Annotated in this window: 23 protein-coding genes; 13 read left to right on the top strand and 10 right to left on the bottom strand. The window is 43.2% G+C overall.

The features are described 5' to 3' along the window. Positions 1 to 12 precede the first annotated feature (12 nt). Genes bioA through AC5RDS_RS11950 form a run of 3 tightly spaced genes read right to left on the bottom strand, consistent with a single transcriptional unit; the run spans position 13 to position 2,612 of the window. On the bottom strand, positions 13 to 1,290 hold the full coding sequence (gene bioA, locus AC5RDS_RS11960; protein WP_494222354.1) for an adenosylmethionine--8-amino-7-oxononanoate transaminase: 1,278 nt from the start codon (positions 1,288 to 1,290) through the stop codon (positions 13 to 15). Then, positions 1,287 to 2,267 (bottom strand): biotin synthase BioB, encoded by a 981-nt coding sequence (gene bioB, locus AC5RDS_RS11955; protein WP_013611062.1) that lies wholly within the window; start codon positions 2,265 to 2,267, stop codon positions 1,287 to 1,289. Before bioB ends, bioA begins: the two co-directional genes overlap by 4 nt. Before the next feature lie 54 nt (positions 2,268 to 2,321). Continuing rightward, positions 2,322 to 2,612, bottom strand: coding sequence for a hypothetical protein (locus AC5RDS_RS11950; protein WP_147348225.1), 291 nt, complete (start codon positions 2,610 to 2,612; stop codon positions 2,322 to 2,324). Between the two features lie 92 nt (positions 2,613 to 2,704). Here AC5RDS_RS11950 and queC point away from each other — a divergent pair, with 92 nt between their 5' ends. The 3 genes from queC to AC5RDS_RS11935 are packed head-to-tail and all read left to right on the top strand — an operon-like array spanning position 2,705 to position 4,718. Then, a complete protein-coding gene (queC, locus tag AC5RDS_RS11945) occupies positions 2,705 to 3,376 on the top strand; it encodes a 7-cyano-7-deazaguanine synthase QueC (protein WP_013611064.1) in 672 nt (223 codons plus the stop codon). Further along, on the top strand, positions 3,370 to 3,912 hold the full coding sequence (locus tag AC5RDS_RS11940) for a 6-carboxytetrahydropterin synthase QueD (RefSeq protein WP_013611065.1): 543 nt from the start codon (positions 3,370 to 3,372) through the stop codon (positions 3,910 to 3,912). The genes queC and AC5RDS_RS11940 overlap by 7 nt, the downstream gene beginning before the upstream one ends. A gap of 2 nt (positions 3,913 to 3,914) precedes the next feature. Continuing rightward, entirely contained in the window at positions 3,915 to 4,718 is an 804-nt protein-coding gene (locus tag AC5RDS_RS11935; RefSeq protein ID WP_013611066.1) for a 7-carboxy-7-deazaguanine synthase QueE, read from the top strand. Here the strand turns inward: AC5RDS_RS11935 and AC5RDS_RS11930 are convergent, their stop codons facing one another. Further along, a complete protein-coding gene (locus AC5RDS_RS11930; RefSeq protein WP_215658199.1) occupies positions 4,719 to 6,620 on the bottom strand; it encodes a RecQ family ATP-dependent DNA helicase in 1,902 nt (633 codons plus the stop codon). An 80-nt stretch (positions 6,621 to 6,700) separates the two neighbouring features. Between AC5RDS_RS11930 and AC5RDS_RS11925 the strand changes: the two genes are divergently transcribed. The 4 genes from AC5RDS_RS11925 (at position 6,701) to AC5RDS_RS11910 (ending at position 11,469) form a co-directional block, all read left to right on the top strand. Further along, on the top strand, positions 6,701 to 7,537 hold the full coding sequence (locus AC5RDS_RS11925; RefSeq protein WP_013611068.1) for a peptidylprolyl isomerase: 837 nt from the start codon (positions 6,701 to 6,703) through the stop codon (positions 7,535 to 7,537). An 85-nt stretch (positions 7,538 to 7,622) separates the two neighbouring features. Beyond that, complete coding sequence (locus AC5RDS_RS11920) at positions 7,623 to 8,960, top strand: peptidylprolyl isomerase (protein WP_022160918.1); 1,338 nt, start codon at positions 7,623 to 7,625, stop codon at positions 8,958 to 8,960. 41 nt (positions 8,961 to 9,001) lie between these two features. Then, positions 9,002 to 9,961 carry an AAA family ATPase gene (locus AC5RDS_RS11915; RefSeq protein WP_118107919.1) on the top strand — a complete coding sequence of 320 codons (960 nt, stop codon included), beginning with the start codon at positions 9,002 to 9,004 and terminating at the stop codon, positions 9,959 to 9,961. Between the two features lie 14 nt (positions 9,962 to 9,975). Continuing rightward, a complete protein-coding gene (locus AC5RDS_RS11910) occupies positions 9,976 to 11,469 on the top strand; it encodes an OstA-like protein (RefSeq protein WP_013611071.1) in 1,494 nt (497 codons plus the stop codon). Between the two features lie 280 nt (positions 11,470 to 11,749). Here AC5RDS_RS11910 and AC5RDS_RS11905 read toward each other — a convergent pair whose 3' ends face one another. Next, complete coding sequence (locus AC5RDS_RS11905) at positions 11,750 to 12,925, bottom strand: carboxypeptidase-like regulatory domain-containing protein (RefSeq protein WP_041557173.1); 1,176 nt, start codon at positions 12,923 to 12,925, stop codon at positions 11,750 to 11,752. Between the two features lie 133 nt (positions 12,926 to 13,058). Here AC5RDS_RS11905 and AC5RDS_RS11900 point away from each other — a divergent pair, with 133 nt between their 5' ends. Together AC5RDS_RS11900 and AC5RDS_RS11895 are read left to right on the top strand one after the other, a co-directional pair. Then, entirely contained in the window at positions 13,059 to 13,709 is a 651-nt protein-coding gene (locus tag AC5RDS_RS11900) for a hypothetical protein (protein WP_013611073.1), read from the top strand. 12 nt (positions 13,710 to 13,721) lie between these two features. After that, the gene (locus tag AC5RDS_RS11895) at positions 13,722 to 14,096 is read left to right on the top strand and encodes a hypothetical protein (RefSeq protein ID WP_013611074.1); all 375 of its coding nucleotides are present in this window, start codon (positions 13,722 to 13,724) and stop codon (positions 14,094 to 14,096) included. Positions 14,097 to 14,108: 12 nt separating this feature from the next. Here AC5RDS_RS11895 and AC5RDS_RS11890 read toward each other — a convergent pair whose 3' ends face one another. After that, entirely contained in the window at positions 14,109 to 15,377 is a 1,269-nt protein-coding gene (locus tag AC5RDS_RS11890) for a DUF2851 family protein (protein WP_013611075.1), read from the bottom strand. 172 nt (positions 15,378 to 15,549) lie between these two features. On the opposite strand from AC5RDS_RS11890, the gene AC5RDS_RS11885 reads away from it, so the two are divergent. From AC5RDS_RS11885 to AC5RDS_RS11870, 4 genes are all read left to right on the top strand, one after another. Further along, positions 15,550 to 16,437, top strand: a complete 888-nt coding sequence (locus AC5RDS_RS11885; protein WP_013611076.1) for a coiled-coil domain-containing protein — start codon at positions 15,550 to 15,552, stop codon at positions 16,435 to 16,437. A gap of 37 nt (positions 16,438 to 16,474) precedes the next feature. Further along, on the top strand, positions 16,475 to 18,142 hold the full coding sequence (locus AC5RDS_RS11880; protein ID WP_013611077.1) for a formate--tetrahydrofolate ligase: 1,668 nt from the start codon (positions 16,475 to 16,477) through the stop codon (positions 18,140 to 18,142). 115 nt (positions 18,143 to 18,257) lie between these two features. After that, complete coding sequence (locus AC5RDS_RS11875) at positions 18,258 to 19,448, top strand: metallophosphoesterase (RefSeq protein WP_118103059.1); 1,191 nt, start codon at positions 18,258 to 18,260, stop codon at positions 19,446 to 19,448. A gap of 32 nt (positions 19,449 to 19,480) precedes the next feature. Further along, positions 19,481 to 21,373, top strand: a complete 1,893-nt coding sequence (locus AC5RDS_RS11870) for a SpoIIE family protein phosphatase (RefSeq protein ID WP_172721165.1) — start codon at positions 19,481 to 19,483, stop codon at positions 21,371 to 21,373. Position 21,374: 1 nt separating this feature from the next. Here AC5RDS_RS11870 and AC5RDS_RS11865 read toward each other — a convergent pair whose 3' ends face one another. The 4 genes from AC5RDS_RS11865 to AC5RDS_RS11850 are packed head-to-tail and all read right to left on the bottom strand — an operon-like array spanning position 21,375 to position 26,662. After that, a complete protein-coding gene (locus tag AC5RDS_RS11865) occupies positions 21,375 to 23,207 on the bottom strand; it encodes an LTA synthase family protein (protein WP_013611081.1) in 1,833 nt (610 codons plus the stop codon). 29 nt (positions 23,208 to 23,236) lie between these two features. Beyond that, positions 23,237 to 24,493, bottom strand: a complete 1,257-nt coding sequence (locus AC5RDS_RS11860) for a hypothetical protein (RefSeq protein ID WP_013611082.1) — start codon at positions 24,491 to 24,493, stop codon at positions 23,237 to 23,239. 8 nt (positions 24,494 to 24,501) lie between these two features. After that, entirely contained in the window at positions 24,502 to 26,031 is a 1,530-nt protein-coding gene (gene dnaB, locus AC5RDS_RS11855) for a replicative DNA helicase (RefSeq protein ID WP_013611083.1), read from the bottom strand. A gap of 58 nt (positions 26,032 to 26,089) precedes the next feature. Continuing rightward, the gene (locus AC5RDS_RS11850) at positions 26,090 to 26,662 is read right to left on the bottom strand and encodes a 3'-5' exonuclease (protein WP_013611084.1); all 573 of its coding nucleotides are present in this window, start codon (positions 26,660 to 26,662) and stop codon (positions 26,090 to 26,092) included. Positions 26,663 to 26,726 lie beyond the last annotated feature (64 nt).

The raw sequence follows: 26,726 nt of genomic DNA, 5'->3' as shown, positions 1-26,726 counted from the left end.
GCTTTTAACCGATTATTGAGCGATCACTTTCAATAAACCTTGAGTCAAACGGCTCAGTTCTTCGGGCCGGATGATGAATGGCGGCATAATGTATACCAGTTTACCGAACGGTCTCACCCATATACCTTCTTCAACGAACTTGGCTTGAAGGACAGCCATATTCACCGGTTCTTTCATTTCGATTACCCCGATGGCCCCCAATACCCGGACATCCGCCACATTCGGAAATAATGCAGCAGGCTGCAATTCCTGTTTCAATTGGCGTTCGATAGCCCCTACCGTCTTTTCCAGATCATACTTCTGAATCAATCCGACCGAAGCATTGGCGACAGCACAAGCCAGGGGATTTCCCATAAAGGTGGGCCCGTGCATAAATACAAAAGGATCCCGGGAGCAGATCCGAGTCGCTACCCGTTCGGTAGCCATCGTTGCGGCAAAGCTCATGTAACCTCCGGTAATCGCTTTTCCGATACACATAATATCCGGAGAAATCCCCGCATGTTCAACCGCCCATAACTTCCCGGTACGTCCGAATCCTGTTGCTATTTCATCACAGATCAACAACACTTCGTACCGATCACACAATTCCCTGACCTGTTTCAGGTAATCTGCTGAATAAAACCACATTCCACCTGCTCCCTGAACAATAGGTTCAAGAATAACAGCAGCTATACCGGCATGATGTTCTTCCAGGCAGTCTTTCAGTTCCCGGATATCTTCCTCCCGGCAAGGAGCTCCGAAACGACATTCCGGACGATGAATAAAATACTGTATAGGGAGGGTACCATGAAAAATACCGTGCATACCCGTTACCGGATCACATACAGACATGGCATTCCAGGTATCGCCGTGATATCCTTTGGTGATAGTCAGAAAATGTCTTTTTTCTGTGCGTTCAGCTGCATACCAGTATTGTAAAGCCATCTTCATAGCCACCTCTACAGATACCGATCCCGAATCACAAAAGAAAATTTTATCCAATCCCCCGGGAGCAATAGAAAGAAGCCGTTCTGCCAGTTCAACGGCAGGCCGATGGGTAAATCCCCCGAACATCACATGGGACATTTCTTTCATTTGTTTTTCAAGGGCGGCATTCAATACCGGATGATTATAACCGTGTACTTCACACCACCAGGAAGACATACCGTCGATCAATCTGCGTCCGTCTTCGAGTTCGATATATACCCCTTCCGCCCTCTTTACAGGATATACCGGCAGTGGATCTATCGTCGAAGTATAGGGATGCCAGATGTGCTCCCTGTCGTATTGAAGTAATTCTGCTGTATTCATATTTTTAGATTTTTAGATTTTCCTTCTGTTTCGAAACCCAGCGCCTTCACCTTTTCCATATCTTCTTTTACTTTCGATCCCAAAGTGGTCAATAAATCACCTACTATCGCAGCATTTATCCCGGCCTGGATCGCCTCTGTCTCTAAATGGGATATCAGCATTCTCCCTCCGGCAAAACGCAGGTAGGCATCGGGCTGAATAAAACGAAAGAGCGCAATGGTAGTCAGGATCTCTTCATCTTCCAACCGAGCTGTACCTTCGAGAGGAGTACCGGGGATCGGATTCAGAATATTTATCGGAATAGATTTTATTCCCAATTCCCTTAACATCAAGGCCAGATCGATCCGATCCTCCATGCTCTCTCCCATTCCGATAATTCCTCCGGAGCACACTTCCATACCGATTTCCTGAGCTGCACGGATAGTCTCTATTTTATCGGCAGGGGTATGCGAGGTACATAAGGTACCGAAGTAATCGGCCGAAGATTCCAGATTACAATGATAACGTGTAATACCGGCATCCATCAATTTTTGTAACTGCGCCTTTTTCAGTAATCCCATGGAAGCACACAATTGAAGGTCCGACTGGGATTTGATTTTAACGGCAAAAGTACAGATCCGGTCTATATTTTTATCGGACAAGGCCCTACCGCTGGTCACAAACGAAAATTTATCCACTCCATAATCGGCATTCGAACGGGCTAAATCGAGACAAGTCTTCTCATCTACCAGTTCGTACTCTTCTATATTCGTTTTAAACAAAGCCGATTGGGCACACCATTTACAATTCTCCGAACATCTTCCGGAACGGGCATTTATAATCGAGCAAGTATCGAACCGACGGCCCACCCGTTTATCTCTGATTTCGCCTGCGGCCCGGTATAAAGCTTGCTTATCCACCGCATTACTCAATAAGATCGCCTCTTCGCGGGTGATCTGTCCACCGTTCAACACTTTTTCTTTTAATTGTGTAATCATACTTCTCTTTATTCAAAATAAAAAGGGCATGCTTACAGCACACCCTTTCCTTATTTACTTTAACATCACTTTCAGACCGGGGCATACTTCTCCCTCATGTAAACAGCCCCCTTCCATTTCCCGTTTCAATTGTTCCGCTATTTCTCCCTCATTTTCCTCCCAGGCTAAAACCCCACTTACAATTAAGCCTTTCCGGGCAGATTTGAGCATAGCACACAAACAAATATGCAAAGCTAATCCTGCAATCTGTACTTGCCGGCCCAAAGCAGCAAAAACAGCATATCCTTTCCCGCTCCACTGGGAAAAGTAAAGTACGGCTTCCGGTATACAGGTATTTATTTTCATATTCGGCCGCAAGGTAATCAAAATTCGGGATACCACACCCAATTTATGGGTAATAATTGTAACTTCGCACCCGAAAATAAGAATAAACAGTTATGAAAAAGGCCATTGTTTTATTATCCGGCGGGCTGGATTCTTCAACAGCTCTTTATCTGGCCCAAAGCCAGGGATTCGATGAGATTTATGCCATCACTTTCGAATACGGTCAGAAGCACGACAAAGAATTAAAAAGTGCTATAGCCATTGCAAAAGCAGCCGGCGTAAAAGAACATAAAATAGTTAATTTACTTTTGAACCAATGGAGCGGATGCGCACTTACCGATCCGGACATGGAGGTAGAAGACGGCCATATCGAACGCCAGGATATTCCTTCCACTTACGTACCTGCCCGGAATATGGTATTTCTGTCGGTAGCCGCTTCGTGGGCCGATGCATTAGATATCACGGACATCTTTATCGGAGTGAGTGAAGTCGACTATTCCGGTTATGTCGATTGCCGGGAAGAATTTATAAAAGCGATGGAAAACGCGATCAACCTGGGAACCGTATTGGGAGCCGAAAAGAAACAGAGAATTACCATCCACGCTCCTTTCATGCATCTAACCAAAGCCGAAGAGGTCAAATTAGGCGTCAGTCTGGGGGTCGATTTCGGACTGACCTGGACCTGTTACCGGGGAGGTGAACATCCGTGTGGCGTTTGTGACAGTTGTTTATTGAGAGCCAAGGCTTTTGCCGAAGCAAACGAAATAGATCCTTTAGTATGCTGATTAGAAAACAATTCAAATTCGAAGGGGCGCATATTGTCCGTAATTGTTCCTCTCAACGGTGCCGGGAAAATATTCACGGACATTCCTATATCGTCGAAGTTTTTATCACCTCGGACAAACTCGACGACGGTTATATGGTTATGGATTTCTGCCGTTTGGATAAAGTGAAAGAATTTATCGAAAGTTTCGATCACTCTTACTCCCTGTGGCAAAATGAATCGCCCGATTTAAAAACATTCGTATACCGTTATAACCGGAGAGTTGCAGAAATCCCGGTCTCTCCTTCTGCCGAAGGTTATGCCTTACTGTTTACCTATGTCATCGACAAAATCCTCCGGCATACGGAACGTGTCAACGGGGAAGGAAATATTCAGCTTCATGCTGTCCGGGTACATGAAACGGCTACAGGTTATGCCGAAGCTTTTCAGGAAGATTTAAAACTGGCCAGATTCCAACTGAAAGACATCCATTTCTCCGAAGGGATCGTTGCAGAGTGGAAATCTACCGACTGGTGGGATAAACTGTTAGAGGCGTAAATATGCGATTAGCCAAAGACGGAATCTTTCCGATCGTTAAAGATAAAGACGGACATTTGCTCCCGGATTTGCCGGCATCCGGTTTTCAGTTTGCAGGTACCGTTCAGGGAGAAGGAAAATTGTGCGGTATCCCTTCTCTATTTGTCAGATTGGCCGGATGTAATCTGCAATGTCACTGGCAAACCTCCGACGGTCTGTCGTCACCTTGTGACTCTGCTTATGCTGCATATCAATTAAAAGATACCCGGCAAGTATCTGTGGAAGCCATTTATACAACCCTCTTGCAAAATGCCGGTCCCATCCGGCATATCGTCCTTACCGGTGGTGAACCTTTACTTCAGGTAAAGGAATTAAAAGCCTTATGTCAAAAGTTAAAGTCCGACTATCGATTCCATTTGACTTTAGAAACCAATGCCACCTTATTCGATCCTGAATTGGCCCGATACATCGATTTATTCAGTTTATCTCCCAAGCTAAGCAGTTCCTATACCGGAGCGAGTCCGCTTTCCATTCAACGGTTGAATCCGGAATGCATACAGCAATATATATCCTCTGCCCGGCAATACCAGAAAGATTTCCAATTGAAATTCGTATATGCTTGCGATGAAGATATAGACGAAATCCAGCAACTTTTATCTGTTCTTCAAGCCTGGAAAAATGACGACATCCTGTTAATGCCTTTAGGAGGGACACCGGAAATCATGCGAAGGAATATGCGAAAAACTTTAGAGTATTGTATTCGGAACGGTTGGCGATATTGTGACAGATTGCATATCTCGTTATTCGGGGATAAGGCAGGAGTATGATTAATGACGTAAAGCCAGTAGTGTCGGAGTTTTATAATAAATTTCACCTGCATCCAAAAGTTTGCGGATACAAGCCGTCGCTTGCTGTCGGGAACCCGCCGATTCATAGATCAGTTCCCTGATCTCATAATCTTTTTGTTTCAGCAGCTCAAGGATCTTCTCCTCGGTTTTCCGGTTGGTATTTCCCGGTCGTTTCTTCTGTTCGAGACAAAGGTCACAAATACCGCAAACCTCTTTTTCCCGTTGTCCGAAATAAGCCATCAAATACAATTGACGACAGGAATCGGTTAATTCGATGTATCCGGCCATATGCCCGACTTTTACAGCATAAGCTTGTTTCCTGTCCTCATAGGCCTCGGGACCGATATGCAGGTAATGAGCCGGAACCCGGGGCTGGTGATAAACGATATAAGGCCGGTCATTACCGGGAATATAACCGATGATCCTGCGACGGGCTAATAACAACAGACTTTCATAGACCTGTTGTCTTTTCACCCCTAACTTCCCGGCCAGTATTTCTTCATCGATATAAGCATATTGCACAAAAATCCCCGGATAATTCCGAAGTATATATTCCACCAATCGTTCCAATAAAAGGTCCCCCAACTCTATTTTATACAATTGATCTCTCAAAACCAGGAAACTGATACGCGAACGGGCATGTACTTCGGTGGTACATTCCAAATAACCGGCTACCTGCAATACTTTTATCGCCGACAAGGTAGTGGTCAGCTCCAGCTTATAAGTCTTCACAAAATGTTCAGGATCGAACTCAAAAGCCAGTCCATGCCCTAACCCTTCCTCCAATCCGAAAAAATCCCCCAACAGGCGATACACCTGACGGATATAATTTTTATCGGGAAATCCCTGAGTGACTCTTTTTTTCAGGGCTGTCAAAGCAGCTTCGTTGTATAACAATACCGCATAAGCCTTCTTACCGTCCCGTCCTGCTCTCCCGGCTTCCTGGAAATAGGCCTCGGGACTATCCGGAATATCGAAATGAACGACAATCCGAACATCCGGTTTGTCGATTCCCATACCGAAAGCATTCGTTGCGACAATCACCGGGACTTCACCTTTTTTCCACGCCTCCTGTTTTTGTTCTCTTTGAAAAGAAGTCAGTCCGGCATGATAAAAATCAGCTTCTATTCCCTTCGCTTTCAAAAAACGGGCCAACTCTTCCGCTCCCGCTCTTTTGCGCACATACACGATTGCGCTGGCTTTCAGACTGGATAAAATATGCAATAATTCTCCCAACTTATCGTTCGCTTTCCGGACTACATAAGCGATATTATCCCTCCGGAAACTTTTCGATAAAACATGGGGAATCTCAAATTTTAACTGTTGCTGGATATCTTCGGCTACCCGGGGAGTAGCGGTAGCTGTCAATGCCAATACCGGAATCTGCCGGAAATTCTCCCGGATTTCAGCGATCCGCAGATATGAAGGCCGGAAATCATAGCCCCATTGCGAAATACAATGGGCTTCGTCGACTGCCAGCATGGACAAATGCATTTGTTTCAGACGTGCGCGAAACTGTTCCGAAGCTAATCGTTCGGGAGAAACATACAGGAATTTGATTTTTCCGGCAATCGCTTTATTCAGGGTCGATTCTATCTGTTCTTTCCCCATACCGGTATAAATCGCCTCCGCCACAATTCCCCGCTTTTGCAATTCTTCAACCTGATCTTTCATTAAAGCGATCAAGGGCGTCACCACCAGGCATATCCCCTCCAACACCAAGGCAGGTACCTGGTAGGTAATCGACTTTCCTCCACCGGTCGGCATCAAAGCCAGCGTATCCTTCCCCTCCAATACCGAGAGAATAATCTCCTCCTGCAGACTACGGAATTCATCGTATCCCCAGTATTGTTTCAATATTTCGCGAATCCTGTTATGCATCTCTCTTCTTTCGGACAAAGATAGGGAAAATTGAAAATTATTTACTACTTTCGCCCGTGTCTTAAAACAAGAAGCTAAAAATGAGATTCACCCTATTGTTTATGCTGGTCCTGATCATTTGTTCCTGTGAGCCCCAAAGAACGCAGGAGCCACCTGTGGCACAAGTGTTCGAGAGTACCTTATCCCGCTCCGAGATCATCGATTTTATTCCGAACGGCACCTCCAGTGAAGATAGTCTGCTCATGGCTCAGAACTATATCCGCAATTGGGTGACGCAAAAATTACTTTTACATAAAGCGATCGAGAACCTATCCAACGAAGAAATGAATATACAAAAACAGGTTGAAGATTACCGCACTTCTTTGTTGATTTACCAATACAAACAAAAACTGATCGCCCAACGCCTTATGGACGAGATCAGCGAAGAAGACATCGAAACCTATTATAATAAAAACGAAAAAAACTTTATTCTGCCCACTCCGATCATTAAAGCGGTATTCTTTATTCTTCCTAAAAATGCACCTAATTTAAAAGAAGTGAAGAAATGGTTCAAATCGGATAAAGCAAACGATCAGGAAAGTCTGGAAGATTATTGCCTGACCCATGCTAAAAAATACGATAAATTCAACAACAAATGGATTGAAGTGAAATATATATTAAATCTGATTCCCGGAGATTTCAACACATTAGAAAAAGAAATTCTGGTAGTTAAAAATATCGAAAAAGAAGATGACGACAACTACTATTTTCTAAAAATCAATGAGATGCGTCATGAACAAACGTTAGCTCCCTTAGATTATGTCAGAGATGAAATTACCCTTATTCTGAAAAATAAGAAGAAACTTCAATTCGAAAACGACCTGGAAAAACAGATCAATGAAGAAGGAGTTCGTAAAAAGTATGTAAAAATTTACTAAACTTTCTACTGTTCTTCGCTGTTTTGAATAAAAATAGTAGTTTAGAGGTCTCAAATTTTGACTATATAATAACAAATTAATACACATGAAAAAGGTTTTATTATTACTTGTTTTATCTTTCTCTTTCAGCTTTATTTTTGCACAAAAAAATGTTATAGATAAAATAGTCGCTATTGTAGGAGATGAAATAATTTTGCAATCCGATATTGAAAATGCCTTTTTACAACAACAGGGCCAGGGGATCATCTCCTCGTCACCTGATTATAAAGCAGAAATTCTGGAACAACAATTGGTACAGAAACTACTTATGGCCCAAGCTCAAATAGATAGTATCATCGTATCGGACGAAGAAGTTGAAAATGCCGTTTCCAGTCAGATCGAATTTTTTATCAGTAATATCGGTTCTCAGGAACGTCTGGAGAAATATTTCGGTAAATCCATCCAGGAAATCAAAGACGACATGAGAAATCCGATTAAGGAGCAATTGATTACGGAGCAAATGCAGCAAAAGATCGTTGAAAAAATACGTATTACTCCTTCGGAAGTAAGAAGTTATTTCAAAAAGATCCCCAAAGACAGCCTTCCGGATATGCCCGACCGTTACGAATTACAACAGATCGTTTTAAAACCGGATGTCAGTGAAGCCGAGAAAGAACGGATACGGGAACAATTGCGCTCTTTCCGGGACCAGATCCTGAAAGGGGAAAAGACGTTCAATACTTTAGCCGTATTGTATTCAGAAGATGCTTCTGCTCCCCGTGGCGGAGAACTGGGTTATAAATCCAAGAAAGAACTGGATCCGGCTTTTGCAGAAGCAGCTTTCAGCTTAAAACCCGGAAAAATTTCTAAAATCATAGAATCGGAATACGGTTTCCATATTATTCAGCTGATCGACCGTCAGGGAGAAAAAATCAATGTCCGTCACATTATCCTTCAACCGAAGGTTTCCGATACGGAAAAACAGGAAGCTTTAAATCGTCTGGATACCATCCGGCAATACATCACCGATGGGAAAATGACTTTCGAAGAAGCTGCCTATTATTTCTCTACCGATAAGAAAACCCGGAACAACGGTGGGTTGTTCGCCGATCCCCAGACTTCGGAAGCCCGCATTGCCCGTCCTGATATTCCCGGCGATATGGCTCGAGAAGTAAATAAAATGAAACCCGGCGAAATCTCTCAGCCGTTCATCAGTCATACCAACGGCCAAGAAGAATACAAGATCGTGAAGATTAAAGAATTTTATCCCCGTCATAAAGCGAATTTGGATGATGACTGGCAAAATTTCGAATTGATGCTGAAACGGGAAAAACAAATGGAGAAATTGGAAAAATGGATCAAAGAAAAACAAGCGGATACCTATATTCATATCGATGAAAGTTTTAAAGATACCAAATTCCGGTACGACGGATGGATTAAATAAACAGAAACAGGGATTGAAAGTCGTGCTAAAAGCAAATGATCATGGAAGATTTGGTAAAAAGGATCGATCAGTTGAAGATTAAATATGAAACATTAAAAAAAGAGATCGCCCGCAAAATTGTCGGTCAGGAAGAAATCATCGATAAAATACTGGTAGCTATTTTCAGTAACGGACATTGCCTGCTCATCGGTGTCCCCGGTTTGGCCAAGACCTTGATGGTAACCGCTATATCCGAAACCTTAGACTTAAAATACAAGCGGATACAGTTTACGCCGGATTTAATGCCTTCCGATATTATCGGTACTGAAATCTTAGACAATCAGAAGGAATTCAGATTTATCGAGGGGCCTCTATTTGCCAATATTATCCTGGCTGACGAGATCAACCGTACTCCTCCCAAGACACAGAGTGCTTTACTGGGGGCGATGCAAGAGCAAGAAATCACTGCGGCCGGTACAACCCGGAAATTGGAACAGCCTTTTTTTGTGCTGGCTACTCAGAACCCGATAGAACAGGAAGGAACCTATCCGCTGCCGGAAGCTCAATTAGACCGGTTCATGTTCAGTTTGATACTCGATTATCCGACTCTGGAAGAAGAAATCGCTATCGTAGAAAGCACTACCGGACAGAAAACGGAAAAATTGAACCGTATCGTTACAGGGGAAGAAATTCTGAAATTCCAATCTGCAATCCGCCTGATGCCGGTATCGAAACATATCACCGAATATGCCGTAAAACTAGTTGCCCGGACTCGTCCCGGACGTTCTGGGGCACATCCGCTGGCAGAGCAATACCTCAACTGGGGCGCCGGACCGCGAGCTTCTCAATTTTTAATTTCAGGAGCTAAAACACATGCAGCTTTACAAGGGAAATATGCTCCGGATATAGAAGACGTAAAATATGTAGCGGAAGCTATTTTGCGGCATCGGATCTTTAAAAACTATAAAGCAGAGGCTGAACATATCCGGGTCGAAGATCTGATCCGGGAATTTATAAAATAAACGGTCGATATAAAATGTACTTGAAAATCCTCCTATTGTCTATATGTTTTGCCGGCACAATATGCCCCTCATTTGCCCAGCAAAAAGATGTTATCGATATTCTTCATGCCGACACCTATGCCGTGAATATGAAGAGTAATATCGATAGCTTACTTGGAAATGTCAGGCTGAAGCATAAAAATATGCTGATGTTTTGCGATAAATTATACAACCATCGGGATAGTAATTATGTGGAAGCTTTCGGTAATGTCCACGTGATTCAGAACGATACCTTGAATCTGTGGGGAGATTTTATGCTATACAATGGCAATACGGAATTTGCCAAAGTCAGGGATAACGTGATCATGAAAGACCCGAAAATTACCCTGACCACCGATTTTCTGGATTACGATGCGGCCAACCGGGTCGGCTATTACTTCAATAAAGGGACGATAAAAGACAGTATCAACACCCTGATCAGCGACATCGGCTACTATTACCTCCCGATTAATGAAATGTTTTTTAAGGATAGTGTCAAGGTATACACTCCCGAATATACGATGTATTCGGATACTTTGAAATATCAAACGGAAACAAAAGTCATTACGATATTGGGACCGACCAATATCTATGGCGACAACCGAACCCTCTATTCGGAGAACGGCTGGTATAACTCACTGACTTCACATGCCGAATTATATAAAAACAATCACCTTACCTACAACGAATATTTAGGAAGGGCCGATACTTTAATTGTAGACAGCCTGTCCGGTAAGGCTATCATGCATCAAAACATCCATTTGTACGATACAGTAAATAATGTGATTGTAGAGGGAAACTATGGCGAGGTCACGAAAAACAACGATTATGCTTATGTAACCGAGCGTGCTCAATTGATTCTGGTCGGTAAAACCGATTCCCTCTTTGTCCATGGAGATACCCTTTCAAGTAGTAAAGATTCGTTAGGTAACAACGTCCTGAAGGCCTATTACAACACGAAATTTTTCAATCCCGATCTGCAAGGAATATGCGATTCAATGATTTTCCCGGTAGCGGATTCTACCGTATATCTTTTCGGTACTCCTATTGTCTGGGCCAGTGGTAATCAGCTAACGGGGACAACGATCGATATGCACCTCAAGAACAATGAAGTCGACCTGTTCCATTTAAATAACAAAGCATTTATCGTCAACCAGCTGGATACGGCCAAGTTCAATCAAATCAAAGGACGGAATATGACCGGTTATATCCGGCACAATGAACTTTATCTGGTGGAGGTCGATGGGAACGGCGAATCGATATACTACCCGGATGACAAAGGAGTAATTATCGGTTTGAATAAGACTATCAGTTCCGCTATTAAAATTCATTTAAAAGAAAAAAGGGTAAACCGGATTGTTTTTATTACCAAACCCGAAGGAACTTTGAATCCGCTGATCATTGTCGATCCGAAAGATCGCTTTCTCAAAGATTTTGAATGGCATCAAGACAAACAACCCCGCAGCAAAGAAGATATCTTTAACAAATAAAGTTGTGGATCCGAATAAAAAATTCCGATTAAAAAGATCAGTCTGGCTTTAACGTAGATTTTATTTTTTCTTTCTATTTCTATTCCGATTCCGGGTTTTGTACCGTCAGACCGGTCCGGTAAGGTTTTCCTTCACTGACCGGCGGAACTCCTCGTAGCGCAAAAAACTTTACGCTACGTTTCCGTCAGACACCACCGATCGGTCGTTCAGAAAAAGCCAGACGACCGACAGAAGCGACCGGGCCCCCGAACACGAAGGCACGTTTTATTTTCTCTCCATTTTATTCTTCAAAATAGACCGAATAGCGATTCCAAAATTCTTCGTTAGCCTCGATATCCTCGTAATAAATCCGGCCTTCAATAACTGTAGGAGAAGTCCTGTTTACACGGGTAGTGATATACTCCATCGTCCCTTTCACCTCTTTCCCCTCTTCTTTATAGGAATATTCCACCTGAACACCACTTAGAAAGTAAACCGATTTCAATTTCTTATAGGTTGTGGTGATTGTCATTTTCACGTCGCTTTTCGGTTTTTCATTGATCGTAACCAGATTCCGGCCTAATCCATTAAAATCGCGGGAAGTCAGGTTGACGACATTCTTTAAGACCGCCAGATCTTTCAGATTGACATAAATCTCTCCGCTATAGGTCTGCACTGCCGGATCACCGGTTGTTGAAATAGAAGGATGAGTAGCCTGGTAGCTGATCACCTGAACCGAATCACCTTCATAGACCAGCTTACCTTTACTTTTCAGTTTATAATCACGGGAATTGACGATATCCAATACATTACGGGTATTCCTGACGATATCTGCTGTCAGAATATCATCGAAATAGGTCAGGCCGTCCCACACCGAAGTCACTTCGGAATTTCTACGGACCTGATTGAATTTATAATTCAATTCTTTAAAAGCCGAGGCAACATCTTCCCGATGGTATCCCTGAGCATCATAGATCGTTACCGTCGCCTCTTTTACTTTTTCCTGTCCGTCGACCTGCCGGCTATATTTAAAGTAACCTTCGTAATTATAAGGTTTAGAAATATAATTCTTGTTGATGTTGGAAACGACATTTTGCAGCATTTTCTTATAAATCAGCAATTGTCCGTATACATCTACCTCCCCGATCCCATAAGTTTTCGGCTGCAACAGGATTTTGAGGTCGGGTTTATTTTGTATTTCATATACTTTGATATCCTTTGAAGCATAACCGATAGCCGAGAGACGCAGGACATGGGTTGCATACCGATCCGGGATGACCAATTCGAATCGTCCGTCTACATCCGAAGCAACCCCTGCTACCGTTCCCAACAAACCGATGTTGACAAAAGGTATAGGTTCGTTAGTCCGGGCATCCTGTACCACTCCCTTCAATACAATTTTTCCATCTTCCTGAGCCTGCCCCATACACAAGCCTCCACATATCAATAGCAATAATAAAAGAAATTTCCTGGCCATAATCATCAGTACATTTAGTAATTCAAGCTTATTTTACGTTACGTTTCTATTTTATTTTATATATTTGCCCCAAAGTAAGCAATTATAATGCTTAAAACCAAAATGTGTCAATAAATAATTAGAGTCACTTCATATGAGAAAAACGATTTTATACCTGAGTGGATTTATGATTATTTCATCTTTATCCGTGTCTTGCGTCTCTAAGAAGAAATTCGAAGAATTAGCCAGAGCAAAAAGAGAAGTCGATCGGAATCTGCTCGATCTGAAGCGCGATAAAAAACAGTTGGAAGATCAATTGCAACTAGCAAAGGACGATTTCAATACCATTCGGTACAAACTGACTGAAAATAATGCTGTAAAAGATAAAACGATCGACCAACTGTATACCAAATTACGCTCTTTGGAAAGCAAACAAGTGGAGTTGAAATCCGAATTGAGTAATGTTGCCGATCAGATCAAAACTACTACTCAATCTACCAGCGAGCAAATATCGTCATTGGAAAGCAGTCTGCAAAAAGTGAGCAATGAACGGGATCAGTTGCGTCGTCAGCTGACCGAAGTACAAACCAATCTGGAATTTGAGAATCAGAAAATCAAAGCACAGCTGGAAAGTGCTACCAATAACCTGCAAGCTCAAAACGGAGAAGTTGAAAAACTGAAAGCAGACAACGAGGAAATGACAAAAAAACTGAATTGGATCAGAAAAACAAAAGCCGACGCCGACGCAGAAATCAAAAAACTGACCAATCAGGTGAACTTATTAAAAAAAGAACTATTAAAATAACAGATCTACACAATGATCTATATTCTATCGGGATTAACAGGGCTGCTGATTTTAGTCGCCCTGTTTACTTTTATTCATAAACGCCGCCATAGTGAAGACCCGGAGACCATTGTCGCTCCTCCGGCAGATTGCTGCGGAGCTCATGCGATATGTGAAAAAGGATTGAAAAAAGCCAGTCCCCAAATAGATTACTTCGATGATGAAGAACTGGATGTTTACCGGCAAATTGCTCCGGAAGCCTATACCGACGAACAGATCGAAGTATTCAGGGATATTCTTTACACCCTTCGTCCGGAAGAAGTAGAAGAATGGCTGATCAGCCTGGAAAAAAGAGAAATCAATCTCCCCTTAATCCTGCGTCAGGAAGCGATCGAGTTAATCCCCTGACAGGATTTCAGATCAGCATATCTTTAAAATTTCCCGCCCTAATTTGCATTGCAGACAACGATGGCACTCGCAATATTCCCGGGTTAGTTCTATAATGGCCTGTGTTTGTAAAGCTGAATCGAAGCGAAATCCCAATTCTTGCCAGGCCCTCACGATATAATTGTTTTCAGGGGAACATTCTTCCAGCCATCTCAGCGCTTTTTCGGTATATTTTCTTTCCTCTCTTTGTTTTCCATACCAAAAAACAAAAGGGATCACTGCATTAATAACCAGTGTTTTCCGCACCTGTTCTCCCAATTTTTTAGGTCGTTCGGGAGCGATAATACCCGGACGATAATGCCGGTTCCAGTAAGCAGAAACATTTACTTCGAATAGCCCCATCAGTTCCTTCAATGAAGTCGCATCTAAAATACGGGAGGCCAAAGTCCTGTAATCACGGATCAACGAAGCCAGCAAAGCTAAACGGACAGTCGGAAAAACATCCGGCCGGATCCGCATAAACTTCCATTGTCCGGAAGGCATGGATTGTAAATCGTGTTTATTCCGGTAATACAGGAATTCCTTTTTCAATACAGCCACATATTCATCTTCCGCACCATCTTCCAACAGCCCGGCACATCCCAACAATAAAGCCTCTAAAACGGTTTGTTTATCCGCATACCTGAGTAATATCCGATAAGGCAAGCGAAGCGACAATTGATAAAAGGGCTCTGCATTGACATTACCGGTCCAATACTTACAGATCAGGCGAAAGAGGCATTCTTCCCAATCATTCCGGGTCAATTCAAGTATTCCCTCGATTTCCCGGCATTTTCTCATCAACCGCTCGATAGCCAGTGCCGGCAACATCAGATAAAAGCTACTCTTGTCGATTTTTTCTATTTTCCGCCGGCAGCCGGGTTTCAGTTGTCCGCCCAGCATATAAAGATACTCCTCATACAATCGATCGGCATAATCCAGAACTATCGTATCGATTTCGCGTCCCTTGCTGTTATAAATACGGACATCGGCCTCCAGGACAACAGACAGAATCACGTTGTCGTAAGCTGCGTCCACTTGATGACCATGCCTGTTCCAATCGCTATTACGCAAATGTACCTCGACATTACCGCCCCACTCTACTCCATCCAACCGGATTCTGGCATTGAAAAAATCCGGCCCTGCATCCCGGTTCAACAGCCCGACTTTCAATACCTCCACAGCATGACCGGAAATGGTTACAAACTCATTACTTCTGAACAAAGCATTCGCCCAGAGATAATGTAAAAATTCTTCTCGCATATGCTGATGATTTAGGACTATACAATAATACGTTAAAAAATTGTAAAATCCAAATTTATGCTCTCCTTATCGCCATGCTTTTAGTTTTAACATTTCTCCTTTTACTTTTATTTTTCCTACCTTTGCGGAAGTCAGGAGATAAAAACGAATAAAAACAATAATGTATTAAATTATGGAAGAAAATTCTATCATCAAGGACAAGAAAGACAAAATGTTAATGATCGTTATCGGTTGTTTGTCGGTAGTTCTTATTTTATTATTCATTTTCTTTTTAGTTGAAAGATCCGAAAATAAAAAACATATCGCCGCCATTCATGAGGAAAAGCAATTATTGGAACAGGAGCTTACCGATCTGAGCCATAATTACGATGATCTGAAAACCAGTAACGATACCCTGAATGAAAAACTGCAATTAGAACAGGAAAAGATCCTTACCTTAATGGATCAGATGAAGAAATTCCGCGATAACTCTTATGCAGAAATCAATCGTTATAAAAAAGAAATCGGTACATTAAAAAATGTATTGAGAAGTTATGTGGTACAGATAGATTCTCTCAATCAGCTGAATCAAAAACTGGCAAAAGAAAATACGGAAGTACGCAAACAAATGAATTGGGTCAGGGAACGGAATCAGAAACTTGAAAATCAGCAAAAGGACATGAAAGAAGTGATCGCCCAGGCCAGTGCCCTCCGGACAGAAAACTTCGTCGTATATCCCGTAAATAAAAGAGATAAGGAAACGAACTGGAAAAAATGTTACAACCTGAAAGCGGAATTTGTGATCACGAAAAATGTAACGGCCAAACGGGGCGACCGGGTGATTTATCTGCGTCTGAAACGTCCGGATGACAAAGTGATCGCCTTTAGCGAAAAATCATTCTTTAAATATCAGAATGTTTCTCTGACCTACTCCGCCAAACGGGAAATCAATTATGAAGGTGACCGGCTCGAAATGGCGATATACTGGCCTAACGACGGAAGTCTGGTCAAAGGAAAATACGTTGCAGAATTATTCAGCGACAACGAACTGATAGGGAGTACAGAATTTACGCTTAACTAATATAAAACCAACCAATAACCAACAAACAATTAAAAACATGACAGACATAGAGATTGCAAGTACCGTAAAACTGAAACCGATCACGGAAACTGCAAAAAAATTAGGCATAGATCCGGAAGTGATAGAACTATATGGTAAATATAAAGCCAAACTCCCCCTCGACCTGATTCAGCCCGCCCGGATGCAAGGCAAGCATCTGATTTTGGTATCGGCCATCTCCCCGACTCCGGCCGGCGAGGGGAAAACGACCATATCGATCGGATTGACCGAAGGGCTGAACCGGATCGGTAAAAAGACAACGGTTGTTTTGCGTGAACCTTCTTTAGGACCTGTATTCGGTATCAAAGGTGGTGCAACAGGAGGCGGTTACTCACAGGTGTTACCGATGGAAGATATCAATCTCCATTTTACAGGTGACTTCAATGCCATCGAGAAAGCCCATAACTTGTTGGCAGCCCTGATCGATAATAACATCCAAAGTAAAACTTCTTCCCTGGGGTTAGATCCCCGGACTGTGACCTGGAAACGGGTAATGGATATGAACGATCGTTCTCTGCGGCACATTATCGTCGGTTTGGGAGGTACATCATCCGGTATCCCACGGGAGACCGGTTTCGATATTACGGCAGCGTCAGAGATTATGGCGATCCTTTGCTTATCGGAAAGTTTCATGGATCTGAAAGAACGGTTGGGAAATATTTTCATCGGTTATACCTATGATAAACGTCCTTTATATGCCCGTGACCTGAAAGCTCATGGAGCGATGGCCGCTTTATTGAAAGACGCGATCAAACCCAATCTGGTGCAAACCATCGAAGGGAATCCCGCCATCATTCATGGAGGTCCGTTTGCCAATATTGCTCAGGGAACGAATTCCGTACTGGCAACGAAGATGGGACTTTCGCTTTCAGATTTTGTCGTCACGGAGGCTGGTTTCGGTTTTGACCTGGGTGCAGAAAAATTCTTCGATATCAAGTGTGTCAAAGCCGGTCTGAATCCGAGCGCCGTCGTTCTGGTCGCCACGATCCGGGCGCTGAAATACCATGGAGGCGTGAAAGTCGAAAATCTGAAAGAAGAGAATACGGCAGCATTGAGAAAAGGAATCGAAAATTTGGAAAAGCATGTTGAAAATATGAAGAAATTCAATATTTGCCCCATCGTTGCTTTGAACAAATTTGTCACCGATACAGATGCTGAGATACAAATTGTTGCAGACAAATGCAAAGAACTGGGCGTGCCCATGGAAGTAGCGGAAGTTTGGGCCAAGGGAGGTGAAGGAGCTGAGAAACTGGCAATCCTGGCAGCCAAAGTAGCCGAACAATGCGTATGCAAACTAAAACCGCTCTACGAATGGAGCTGGGATATCGAAAAGAAAATAGAAACCATCGCCAAAGAAATCTATGGAGCTGCAGCTATCGATTATACAGCACAAGCCAAAAGCGATTTGAAAAAAATCATCGCTCTGGGATTGGATAAACTCCCGGTTTGTATAGCCAAAACACAAAAATCACTGTCCGATAATCCTAAATTACTAGGTCGGCCGAAAGATTTTGTCGTTACCGTCCGCCAAATAGAAATTGCCGCCGGAGCAGGTTTTGTCATACCGATTACAGGGGAAATCATGCGAATGCCGGGACTTCCCGAGAAACCGGCTGCCGAGAATATCGATATCGACGAACAAGGTCATATCACCGGTTTATTTTAAAAACTTCTAAGGTTTACTATTTTGTCAGGAATGCGTATAATCATTCCTGACATAAATGTATGTCTTAGCCATTAAACATTATATCATATTTATGATATTATAATTTAAAAATTATATGCGGAGTAGTAATTTAATATTTATAGCAGGCCTCATTTTTATTCTATTGACAGATACCATATTCTGGATTCAATTGAAACAATATTTGAATAAAAAGTGGCAAATTCTATTATATGGATTACATACTCTCTTTTTCACCTGTACCTTAATTCTTTTTCAGTACAGCGTATCCCGCTTAAAAGGTCCCGACAGTTATTTTTGGATAGAAAAACTGATCGGTCTGTTATTTTTATTCTATACACCGAAACTCATTTATACCGTTTTCAACGGAATCGGTCTGTTATTACGGAGATGTTGTCAGAGGATATCCAAACTGATCCGTTTATTTTCGGGTATCCTGGCAGGAGCACTTTTCCTGATTCTACTATATAGTCTTACTCTAGGGCGTTATAATTATAAAATTGAAACCGTAAATCTGACTTTGGAAAATTTGCCGGCCGAATTCGATCATTTCAAGATTGTACAACTTTCGGATATCCACTTGGGAAGTTTCGGAGAAAGTTACCCCGGTATGCGGAAATTAGTCGGGGAAGTCAATCGTTTACAACCGGACATCATTGTATTTACAGGAGATATGGTCAATAATTTCGCAGCAGAAATGTCCCCCTGGATCACTCTATTTCAAGAAATGAAAGCTTCTTACGGTAAATATGCCATTACCGGGAATCATGATTACGGCGATTATACCCGTTGGCCTACTGAAACGGACAAACGGAACAACCTGAACCAATTTTTTGAAAATATGAAGTCGATGGGATTTCATATGTTGAACAATGACCGTATTCCCATCGTCGAAGGCAGGGACACGCTTTGGCTTGTGGGGGTCGAGAATTGGGGCAATCCCCCTTTTCCCCGTTACGGGAAATTGGATGTCGCTATAGATTCTCTCCCCGGGCAAGCTTGCATCATCCTTTTATCCCATGACCCGTCACACTGGAGAGGTGAAGTATTACAAGTACCCCGGATAGCCCTGACCCTTTCCGGTCATACCCATGCTATGCAATTCGGAATCAAGATCGGAAAAAACGAATGGAGTCCGGCACAATATATTTATCCGGAATACGACGGATTATACCGGCATCAAAATCAATATTTATATGTCAGTCGCGGACAAGGTTATCTTGGGTTTCCCGGTAGAATCGGTTTGAGACCTGTGATCACCGAATTCATCCTGCACCCAAACCGCTAGCTAACTTCTCCCTAAGTGCCTCTTTATCATCTATGAAAATAAGTCAGAACATCAGTTTTTCAAAACAATTGATTATTTACTTAATCCTTGTTTTATTCGTCGTATTTTTCTTAATCTCTCTGGCTCTGGTCAATTCACTGGAACAATTTATCAACAACAATGCTTACAGCCAGGCAAAAGCAATCGCCAATAATGCCTTGATCATCTTCGAACGTGAAATTGCAAGAATCGAAAGCATTCCGCAAAATGTAACCGATATGCAGGGAGAACTGAATTATAAAAATATCCCTGATTTACCCATCCGAATTCTGAGAAGTTATAAGACACTCATCGGAAGTTCGGTCCATTACGATCTGAAAAATCCGGAAGTAGCCGATTTCATTCATATCAATGCTTACCGTACAGCAGATGAGAAAATCCATTTCACTCAACCCGATCCTTGTTGCAACTATTGTCATCCGGACTCAGCTAAAATCATCAAGTCGGCACCCAATAACGGATATTGGATTTATTCCGAAGTAAACCACTGCAAGACCATCGCTTTATGCCATCTGATCCACAACAGCCAGCATCAGCCCTGTGGTATTTTGAAAGTAGACTTTCCCTTGAAGAATCTGAATGCTCTGATCGGCAGCTATAAGTTGTTCAGATCCGGAAATTTATTTGTCGTCGATCGGGAAGGAAATTACATTGCTCATCCGGCTCCATCGCCGAGTGGGAAACAAAATCTGATCAGCCACCTCACAGGTCCCAAAGCCAGCTTTATCCACCGGAGTATATCGAGAGGGGAAACCTGTGCGACCACCGTGGAATTGGACAAACAAAAACACTACCTCTATTACACCCCTTTTTCTCCTATGGATTGGCAAATAGGTATCATCTGTCCCTATAACGAGATCTTATATTCATCCGGTAAACTTTATTTCATGTTATTCCTTTCTATGGGGTTGGGCTTACTCTGCCTGTTTATCGGTATCGTTAACATTGTCAAGCGTTTATCCTCTCCTTTACTCGAGTTGGCTTATTCCACCCGTCGTGTTGCGGAAGGACAGTTCGATATCGTACTTCCTATCCCGAAATCTTGTAAAGAAATTTATGACTTATACGATTCTTTTCATTATCTGCAACAAAACCTGGTGAACTATATAGAACGGCTGAAAATCACTACGGCCGAGAAAGAACAGTACAATTCTGAGATGCGTCTGGCCCGCCGTATTCAACAACGTTTTCTTCCCCGCCCTATCCTTCTTCCTCCTAATATCGAATTGGCAGCAGACTTACGGCAATGCCGTGAAGTAGGCGGAGACTTTTACGAATATTTTCAGCTGGGCAACCAACTTTACTTTGCCATCGGAGATGTAGCGGGCAAAGGCACTCCGGCCGCCTTATACATGGCCTCCATCAGTAAACTATTCCGCTATATCGCCAGCAATAACACTTCTACAGCACAAATCTGCAATCTGATCAACAAACATATGTGTGACGATGCCGACGACGATATATACACCACGATCTTTATCGGGATTATAGATATCAATACCGGAATCATGACATTTACCAATGCCGGTCATCCTTATCCATTGATCATACATCACAATGGACAGACCAGTTTTCTGAATAAATACCCCGATGTTCCGATCGGTGTACTCGAGGAACATGAATTTTCAGAACATATCTATACTTTCAATAAAAATACAACCTTGTTATTTTATACCGATGGCATCACCGATACGGAAAATCAGTCGGGACAGTTCTACGGTCAGGATAAAATGATCAGATGTGTGGAAGCACAAACAGTGAAAACACCTGCTTTTATCATTCAGGCACTTCTCGAGGATATCCATAGCCACATCGGTCAGGGCAATCAATCGGACGACCTCACCTTACTGGCGATCAAATACAAAGGGATTCCGGGAAGCAAATGATCTACTGGCGGTTAAAATCCTCATTGATCGCTTGCAGATAGGCTTTCAGCAAGCGGCCATCTTCTTTTACACTGTCTTTCTCGACAAAAGTCTGGCTCTGTAAACTGAAATAAGTAGACCCTTTTTCGGTCACTACACCGGCTCCATTGGGATAAGAAAAGAAAGCAAAAGGAATCACCTGATCGGCCAATAAATTACGGCTGAACTTGTATCCGGAATGATCCATACCCAATTGGGCCAAAACCGTAGCCACCATATCTGTTTGTGACCCGATGGTCGTCACCACGGTATCCTGCACATTCAATGCCCCTCCTGACAATATCAGGGGGATGTGATAAGCTGCCGGAGTAGAAGGATCCACATGCCGGATATGACGTGTCCCATGGTCTGCCATCAGGATGAAAAGCGTATTGTCCCATAACCCCGAAGCTTTACATTTCCGGATAAATTCTCCGATGCAAGCATCGCTATAATGAATGGCATTGAGGAATTTATGCTCTGTGTCGTCGCCGGGTATCGCAACTTCGCCGGGGACATTGAAAGGTTCGTGGCTGCTCATATTAAAAGCCATGTACATGAAAGGTTGCCGGGCCTTGGCAATATCCTCATAAAGTCGTTCGAACATATATTGATCGTGTACCCCCCATTTGAAACGATTGGCCATAGCTTCACCGGAAAAGTCATCTTCGGTCACCATCCCCTGAAAGCTCATGGTGACTAAAGAACGGAAACTACCGAAATCGATATCCCCGGCATAATAATAACGGGTCGAATACCCGGCTTCTTCGAGATCTTTCGGAAACCTCGGACGTTCCATGATTTTATTGGGATACTTGATCATAGCAACGGCAGGATGTGAAGGAACGGCACTGATTGCAGCGACCATTCCGCGGTCGGAACGCGACCCCGTAGCATAAATATTCGTAAACAGTACTCCCTCTTTGGCCAGCTGATTCAAATTCGGCGTCACTCCGGGAATCCCCCCTAAAACTTCGACTGCATTCGCCGTAAAACTCTCCAAAAGTAAAAATACGATATTCGGACGTTCTGTTTTCAGCAAACGAGGATAATCGGTTCCTGTATGCATCAGGCTATCTACCACTTGTGCCACCTCCTGTTCCGGCAAATAATTATATTTTTTATCCAGATTTTTCATGTGCATCAGCTCGTAAATAAAATTCCAAACCGCATTTACAGCAGCCTGATTGGCATACATATTCTCAGCATGATAAAACACAGCACTACTATTCAACGGAGCCAGGTTCACTCCCCCTCTTACCGGTAAAATCATAGCACCACCGATCAGCAGAAATACGGGAATCCCCCAATAATTTCCCCTTTTATATCGCAACCCTTTCAAAACATAACGACGGAATACCCAAAAGGATAAAACGACACATCCCAGCATAAGCAAGGTAAGACATAAGTTCAGCCACAAAGGCGTAGAAGCCATCGCTTCTTTCGGGGTTTTCAGATACATCAGCGGAGTCGTATCGATGTGGAATCCCCAGTTCTTAAATAATTCCAGATCGACCACAACAACTCCCCAAAAAAAGAGAAGTAACGACAGCGTCAAACCGGCAAATACGGCCCGGATAATCTTTTCCCCGACGAAGACCGAACAAATCAGGATTACTGAAGAAAGCATCAGGATATAACCGCTCAAAGATAAATCCAAACGGATTCCTCCGGCTAAAATATGCCAAAAGTCAGCAGCGGACAAATGAGTCGTATCGGACCATTGATAGAATAAAAACATGATTTTTGCCACAATGGATATAACGACCCAAAACAAGTAATACTTCAGTAAAAAAATCAATTTTGCTTTCATCATCTCGTTATTTCTTAAACGGTTACCCGCTCTTATGTCTTATGTTGTTTTTTACGGGCAGCGGGAAACAATATATTATTCAAAATCAACCGATATCCGGCAGACTGTCGATGTAAATCCAATTCGGTTACAGGATCACCTACAAAGTGTTGATAATCTTCGGGATCATGTCCGCCCAAAAATGACCAGGTACCTTTCCCGTATTCCCCATGGATATACCTGACTTCTCCGGCAGCCTTATTTTCTCCCATAATCAGGACATTCGATTTGATCAGTTTCCGGTTATATGCGGTAGTCTGTCCCATAAACCCTTTAATCATGTTCATATGATTTTGGCACAACATCGTCGGCACAGGATCCCACTTGGCAGAAAATTCAAACAACAGGAAATAATCATCCCGTTCGGTTACTTTTCGGGTGTCTGTGACATCGATATCCGAGTATTCATAAATATTCGGATTCAACTGCAATTTAAAATCTTTGAAGGCAAATGTCTTCGAATAATCGAGCTTTTCCTGTGCGCCGGGCTCTACCGGATCACCGTCGAACATGACATCACAAATATCTACCTCCATCGCAGCCAAAGCAATATCGAAAGTATCGGTAGCCGAACACATCGCAAACATAAACCCTCCGGCAGACACATAATCGCGGATCGTCCGGACAACCGCTTTCTTCAATTCGGAAATTTTTGAAAAACCATATTTACGGGCCGTTTGTTTATTAGTTGTTTCTTCGGCTTTATACCAATCCATATGCCGATAATTCCGGTAGAATTTTCCCATCTGCCCTGTAAAATCTTCATGATGCAGGTGCAACCAATCGTACTCTTTCAGACATCCGTCCAGTATTTCCGAATCATAAACGACATCATAAGGAATTTCTGCATAGGTTAAAGCCAAAGTCACCGCATCATCCCAGGGTTTCTTTTCCTTCGGGGAGTAAACGGCAATCTTCGGCGCTTTCTCCAGTTTAACCGCATCTGCATTTACCTCCGGTGAAGCTATCTCAGCCAGGATCGCATTCAGCCTTGCCGGAGGAATCACTTCGAAGCCCACTCCTTTCAACAGACATTCCGTTCGTCCGTCCGCATCAAAAGGCAGTATAAAACTTCCTCCCCGGTAATTGAGCAACCACTGCACTTCCAATCCTTTTTTCAGCGTATGATAAACAACTCCATAAGCTTTCAAATGATTGCTCTGTGTATTATCCATCGGAATCAGAATATGATTCGCCAGACTGATCCATCCCATCAGGCAAAAACAACCGATAAGCAGCAGCCTCTTCATGATCCGATTTAAAAAGGAGCATTATTATCGAAACTATCCCTCATACCTTCGAATCCCTGATCCAATGCAGGCACAGGTTCATCGTTCATCTTCGAACTGAACGTTTGGGTAACGATCTCTCCGGTCGAAGTACTTGAAGCAAAAGGCGAAGTCGTATCGAGGTCACAGAATTGTGTCAATTCGGCCCGGAAACGCAAATTCACCTCGCCGACAGCACCACTACGGTGCTTGGCAATAATAATCGTCGCAATCCCCAACAGAGAGTTTCCTTCATTATCGACGGTTATCCCATATTTTTCAGGACGATGGATAAACATAACCATATCCGCATCCTGCTCGATAGATCCGGATTCACGCAGATCGGACAACATCGGTTTTTTATCCGGCCGGGATTCTACCCCACGGTTCAACTGGGACAAAGCCATAACAGGAATACTCAATTCCTTGGCAATAATTTTCAGCTGCCTTGAAATCAAACTCACTTCCTGTTCCCGGTTTCCCCGCATATCGGCACCGGCGGTCATCAACTGCAGATAGTCGATAATCAATACTTTTATTCCATATTTCTGTTTCAATCGCCGGCACTTGGCCCGCAATTCGAAGATAGACAAAGCCGGGGTATCGTCCACCAGGATGGGAGCCTCCACCAAAGCCTTGATCCGGCTGTGCAATTGCTGCCATTCTTCGTCGGTGAGACGCCCTGTTTTCAATTTCTCGGCACTCAATTCGGTCTCACTGGCGATCAAACGATTCACCAACTGCACGGCCGACATTTCCAAAGAGAAAATAGCGACAGCCTGGTGGTGTTTCACCGCCATATTCCGGGCCATAGAAAGCACAAAAGCCGTCTTACCCATAGCAGGACGGGCGGCAATGATCACTAAATCCGAAGGCTGCCAACCGGAAGTCACCGCATCCAAAGCATTAAAGCCCGAAGGAAGTCCACTGATCCCGTCCGGCTTTTCGGCAGCAGCCTGAATACCTTTTATCGCTTCGTCGATGATCGGAGCTATCTCGGCCGTATCTTTTTTAATATTACCGTCGGCAATATCGAATACAGCTTTCTGAGCCTTATCCATCAAATCAGAAACATCGGTCGCTTCATCATAGGCCATCTCCTGCAATTCTGTACAGACCCCGATCAGTTTACGCTGCAAATATTTCTGAACAATGATCTTTGCATGGAATTCGATGTGGGCGGCCGAAGCTACCCGGGTCGTCAGCTGGGACAAATAATAATACCCCCCGACCTGTTCCAGTTCCCCACTTTGCTTCAATGCCTCGCTCACCGTGAGCAAATCCACCGGGTCATCGTTCAGGAACAACTTATGAATGGCCCGGAATATCTTTTGATGCGCATCCTTATAAAAAGCATCCGGTTCCAATAAATCCCCGACGATAGAAAAAGCATCCCGTTCCAACATCAGGGCTCCCAATACTGCTTCTTCCAAATCGACGGCCTGTGGGGGCATTTTCCCATATTCCGCCTGCAAATCTTTTACGCTTCTACTCGTATTAAAATCCGATTTTTTTGCCATAATCAATAATTCAACCTCTATCTCCCTTTTACTGACCGCTTCATTTTTCCGGTTCTGTCTACTTGATGACTTTTCTATTTTTCAGTTCCCAAAAGCAACGGGCTGTAGCCTCCACATCTGCCAATGCATTATGCGCATTGTCAAAACCACTGCCGAACAATACTTGGTGTAATTCCGCCAACCGGGGAGATTTGAATCCTTTTTTCCCGGGAAGCTTACAATAATCTGTAGAAAGTTTCATCGTACAATATTTCGGCTTCAGGAACAGGGTCGTCATCATTCGCAAACGCTCGAATTCAGCCCCGACAATACATTCGTCGAAGCTGATATTATGCCCAACCAAAGCTGTCGCTTCATCGATCTTTCGGGCAAATTGCTCCATCACTTCTTGTAAAGGTTCCCCCTTTTCACGTGCCACCAAAGTCGTGATCCCATGCACCCGCGAAGCTTCCGGAGGAATAGTAAATCCTTCGGGCTTTACTATGACATCCCGGCTCTCGAGCATGTTTCCCCGGTCATCGTACATGATCCAGGCCAATTGTACTAATCTGGGCCAATTTTCCAAGTCTGTTACAGGTGCATTCCACCGTTTAGGTAATCCTGTCGTCTCTGTGTCAAAGAATAAATACATATTCCGGATTTTTAAATTGAAGACGGAAAATTACCCTTTTTTAAGACAAACTGCAAAAAGTTCC

This window comes from Odoribacter sp., assembly GCF_985060555.1.
The sequence above is the reverse complement of the archived record's forward strand: the minus strand, read 5'-3'. Positions and strand labels throughout refer to the sequence as shown.